General features: G+C 68.6%; 3 protein-coding genes and 2 pseudogenes. 1 reads left to right on the forward strand and 4 read right to left on the reverse strand.

What is annotated here, in order from left to right:
- Positions 1-190 precede the first annotated feature (190 nt).
- The 4 genes and pseudogenes from ABZ281_RS39835 to ABZ281_RS39850 all read right to left on the reverse strand — a co-directional run.
- Positions 191-556, reverse strand: a pseudogene (locus ABZ281_RS39835) (carbohydrate ABC transporter permease); the annotation flags it as partial.
- Positions 549-1568, reverse strand: a pseudogene (locus ABZ281_RS39840) (extracellular solute-binding protein); the annotation flags it as partial. The pseudogenes ABZ281_RS39840 and ABZ281_RS39835, both read right to left, overlap by 8 nt.
- Positions 1569-1778: 210 nt before the next feature.
- Positions 1779-2060 (reverse strand): DUF3039 domain-containing protein, encoded by a 282-nt coding sequence (locus ABZ281_RS39845; RefSeq protein WP_003990595.1) that lies wholly within the window; start codon positions 2058-2060, stop codon positions 1779-1781.
- 29 nt (positions 2061-2089) lie between these two features.
- Positions 2090-2662: a YqgE/AlgH family protein gene (locus ABZ281_RS39850; RefSeq protein WP_356662866.1), complete on the reverse strand. Its 573-nt coding sequence runs from the start codon at positions 2660-2662 to the stop codon at positions 2090-2092.
- Between the two features lie 252 nt (positions 2663-2914).
- On the opposite strand from ABZ281_RS39850, the gene murA reads away from it, so the two are divergent.
- Positions 2915-4255 carry a UDP-N-acetylglucosamine 1-carboxyvinyltransferase gene (gene murA / locus ABZ281_RS39855; protein WP_356662865.1) on the forward strand — a complete coding sequence of 447 codons (1341 nt, stop codon included), beginning with the start codon at positions 2915-2917 and terminating at the stop codon, positions 4253-4255.
- The last annotated feature ends 134 nt before the right edge of the window (positions 4256-4389 follow it).

The raw sequence follows: 4389 nt of genomic DNA on the forward strand, positions 1-4389 counted from the left end.
AGACCGATTCCTTGGGCGACTCCGTGTCGCCACCCCACCTGACGACACCCTGGAGTTCGGCGAGGAGGTCCCGGATCGCCAGCCGACGCCCTCCGTCGCGGTGTCGGCGTAGAGCCGGGAGTGCCGCGTCAGCCGCACCTCGCCGGATCCGGCGGTGGCGCTGCGGGGCGCCGGGATCAGTTCGGTCACGTCAGTCCTTCACCGCTCCGCCCAGTCCGGAGACCAGGCGCCGCTGTACGAGTACGAAGAAGACCAGGACCGGGATCGTCATGACCGTGGAGGCGGCCATGACTCCGCCCCAGTCCGGGTCGTCGGGCTTGTAGAAGACGAGCAGGGCCATCGGCAGCGTCGACTGCGAGGTGTCGCTGATGATGAACGACTTGGCGAACAGGAAGTCGTTCCAGGCGGAGATGAACGAAAACACGCTGGTGGCCACGAGACCCGGCAGGACGAGCGGGAAAAGGATCTGCCAGAGGAATCGCGCCCGGCTCGCCCCGTCGATGTAGGCGGCCTCCTCCAGCGCCTCCGGAACGGCTTTCACGAACCCCCTCAGCATCGAGCTGCTCCATCAGCCGCACGGCGAGCGTGCGGTGGGACGTGCTCTTCAGGACGCCGATGTTATTGCCGCCCGCGAAGGCCGGTGCGATCGAGCCGGACTTCACACCCGGCAGCGGGACGACGGCGTACTTGCCCTTGACCTTTCCGGCCTCGACGGCGGTGTGGCTGAAGTCGCCGCCGATCGCCATGCCCGCCTTGCCCGCGGCGAACGCGGAGATCGTGTCGTTGCCGCCCATGCCCGCGCACTTGGCGGCCGGGCAGTTGTCGTCGCCGAAGAGGGACGTGTACGCCTTGATGCCCTTGCGGGCCTGAGCGCTGTCGATGCCGGACGCGTACGAGCCGCTCTTGCCGTTCGCGAGTTCACCGCCGTTGGCCCACACGAACGGCATCGCGCCGTAGGTGTAGGCACCGCCGACCACCAGCCCGTACAGCTCGGGCCTGGCGGCGCGTATCTCGCGGGCGGTGGAGGTGAGTTCGTCCATCGTCCTCGGCACGGACAGGCCGAGCTCCCTGAACACGTCCGTGCGGTAGTACAGGGCGCGGACACCGACGTAGAACGGGGCGCCGTACAGCTTGCCCTCCACCGTCACCGACTGCTTCGCCGTCGGGTCGGTGTCCTTCGCCTCGCCCCACGCGCCGAACTCCTTCGTGACGTCGAGGAGTCCGCCGTCCTTCACGTAGCCGGCCGTGTCGGTGTTGCCGTACTCCATCACGTCGGGTGCGGAGGCGGGGTCGTTGAAGGCGGCCTTGACGCGCTGGGCCCGGGTGTCGATCGGGATGTACTCGACGTCGACCTTCGTGCCCTGGTGGGCCTTCTCGAAGCCGCCGACGACGGAGTCGACGACCTTCTGCTTGGGACCGTTGCCGACCTCCTGGAAGAGCCACACACGCAGCGTGCCGGTCTTCTCGTCCTTGTCGGAGGAGGAATTCGAGGAGGTCTGGGGCGCGCAGGCGGTGGCCAGGAGAGCGGCGAGCGCGGTGAGCCCGGCAAAGCGGACGGACAACTTCATGGAGTGCTCCTCCGAGGGAGTGTTGCAGCACGCGCAATGAAGGTTTCGCGGTGCACAACACTTGGAGGCTAGGGACTGCATGAACACGCCCACAAGAGGTCTCAACCACTCTGTGACCGGCAGACGCACCCCGTGCAACGCCCGGACAGCACAAAAGCCTCCAGGGCGCGCAAAACGCACCCTGGAGGCCTCACGCCCCGCGGGTCGGGCTTACTTGTCGCCCTTGCCCTTGTCGTCGTCGCCGGAGCTCATGGACTCGTAGATCTCCTTGCACATGGGACACACGGGGTACTTCTTCGGGTCGCGGCCCGGCACCCACACCTTGCCGCACAACGCCACGACGGGGGTGCCGTCGAGGGCGCTCGCCATGATCTTGTCCTTCTGGACGTAATGGGCGAAGCGCTCGTGGTCACCGTCACCATGCGAGGTCTGCGGCGTCGGCTCAACGAGGGTCCCCGTACCAGTCCCGCGCTCGGGCTCGAGAGTGCTCATAGGGCCAAGGGTACTGAAGCTCACAGGCATCAGTTGAGCGAAGGGTCGTCCGGGTAGGTCGCCACCATCGCCAGCTCGCTGCGCTGGCGGCGCAGCACCTCGCGCCAGAGCCGCTCGGGAGACGGGGACGAGACGTCACCGGGCTCCGACTCGACGACGTACCAGGCGCCGTCCACCAGCTCGTCCTCCAGCTGGCCCGGGCCCCAGCCGGCGTATCCGGCGAAGATGCGCAGGGAGCCGAGGGCGGAGGCCAGCAGCTCCGGCGGGGCCTCCAGATCGACCAGACCGATCGCGCCGTGCACCCGGCGCCAGCCCAGCGGGGCGGCCTCACCGGTCGCGCCGCCGGGGACGACGGCGACCCCGAGGGCGGAGTCCAGCGACACCGGGCCGCCCTGGAAGACGACACCCGGTTCCCCGGCGAGATCCCCCCAGCCCTCCAGGATGTCGCCCACGTCCACGGGGGTGGGGCGGTTGAGGACGACGCCGAGGGAGCCCTCCTCGTCGTGGTCGAGGAGCAGCACCACCGCGCGGTCGAAGTTCGGGTCCGCCAGGGCGGGGGTGGCCACGAGCAACCGCCCTGTGAGCGAGGACACCTCGGTCATGGCAGACATGATCCCGCATTCTCCCTTCGCTTGGGGAGGCAATGCGGCACGGGGAGGGAACGCAGCTCACGGCGCACCGAAGCGTCCCACGCGCACGAAACCGGTCGTGACCCCATGTGCCCGGAACGGAACGGTTCGTGTTGTGACAAAGCTATGACGTGGCTGGGTCTCACTCAGGCATACAGAAGGGGGGTGGTGGGCGATTACCCTTTCCCTCCTGGCCCCTGCCCGACTCCATGGAACGCGAGATTCATGACCGTCAACGACGATGTCCTGCTTGTCCACGGCGGAACCCCGCTGGAGGGCGAGATCCGTGTCCGCGGTGCGAAGAACCTCGTACCGAAGGCCATGGTCGCAGCGCTGCTGGGCAGCGCTCCGAGCCGGCTGCGCAATGTTCCGGACATCCGCGACGTTCGGGTCGTGCGGGGTCTGCTGCAGCTGCACGGTGTGACGGTCCGTCCGGGTGACGAGCCCGGCGAACTGGTGATGGATCCGACGCGCGTGGAGAGCGCCAACGTCGCTGACATCGATGCCCACGCGGGTTCGAGCCGTATTCCGATCCTTTTCTGCGGCCCGCTGCTGCACCGTCTCGGCCACGCGTTCATCCCCGGCCTCGGCGGCTGCGACATCGGCGGCCGGCCCATCGACTTCCACTTCGAGGTGCTGCGGCAGTTCGGCGCGAAGATCGAGAAGCGGGCGGACGGCCAGTACCTGGAGGCTCCCCGGCGGCTGCGCGGTACGAAGATCGCGCTGCCGTACCCGTCCGTCGGCGCGACCGAGCAGGTGCTGCTGACGGCCGTCCTCGCGGAGGGCGTCACGGAGCTGTCCAACGCGGCCGTCGAGCCGGAGATCGAGGACCTCATCTGCGTGCTGCAGAAGATGGGCGCGATCATCGCGATGGACACCGACCGGACGATCCGCATCACCGGTGTGGACCAGCTCGGCGGCTACAACCACCGCGCCCTCCCGGACCGCCTGGAGGCCGCGTCCTGGGCGTCGGCGGCGCTGGCGACCGAGGGCAACATCTACGTCCGCGGCGCGCTGCAGCGCTCGATGATGACGTTCCTGAACACCTACCGGAAGGTGGGCGGTGCCTTCGAGATCGACGACGAGGGCATCCGCTTCTGGCACCCCGGCGGCCACCTGAAGTCCATCGCACTGGAGACGGACGTCCACCCGGGCTTCCAGACCGACTGGCAGCAGCCGCTGGTGGTCGCCCTGACCCAGGCCACGGGCCTGTCCATCATCCACGAGACGGTCTACGAGTCCCGCCTCGGCTTCACGTCCGCGCTGAACCAGATGGGCGCGCACATCCAGCTCTACCGCGAGTGCCTGGGCGGCTCGAACTGCCGCTTCGGCCAGCGCAACTTCCTGCACTCGGCCGTCGTCTCGGGCCCGACGAAGCTCCAGGGCGCGGATCTGGTCATCCCCGACCTCCGCGGCGGCTTCTCGTACCTGATCGCGGCCCTGGCGGCCCAGGGCACGTCCCGCGTCCACGGCATCGGCCTCATCAACCGCGGCTACGAGAACTTCATGGAGAAACTCATGGAGCTCGGCGCGAAGGTGGAGCTGCCGGGCAAGGCGCTCGGCTAGACCAGGCCCCAGCGGCCACGCCCGCCCGGCTGGGGGTCCGGGGGTCATCCCCCGGGCAAGCACAGCATGGAGAAACTCATGGAGCTCGGCGCGAAGGTGGAGCTGCCGGGCAAGGCGCTCGGCTGGTCACGCGC

This window comes from Streptomyces sp. NPDC006265, from assembly GCF_040613555.1.
GTDB lineage: Bacteria > Actinomycetota > Actinomycetes > Streptomycetales > Streptomycetaceae > Streptomyces.

Excerpts from the sequence above, each read along its gene's own strand:
- murA (WP_356662865.1), top strand. The coding sequence starts at position 2,915 with ATGACCGTCAACGACGATGTCCTGCTTGTCCACGGCGGAACCCCGCTG.
- ABZ281_RS39850 (WP_356662866.1), bottom strand. The coding sequence starts at position 2,662 with ATGACCGAGGTGTCCTCGCTCACAGGGCGGTTGCTCGTGGCCACCCCC.
- ABZ281_RS39845 (WP_003990595.1), bottom strand. The coding sequence starts at position 2,060 with ATGAGCACTCTCGAGCCCGAGCGCGGGACTGGTACGGGGACCCTCGTT.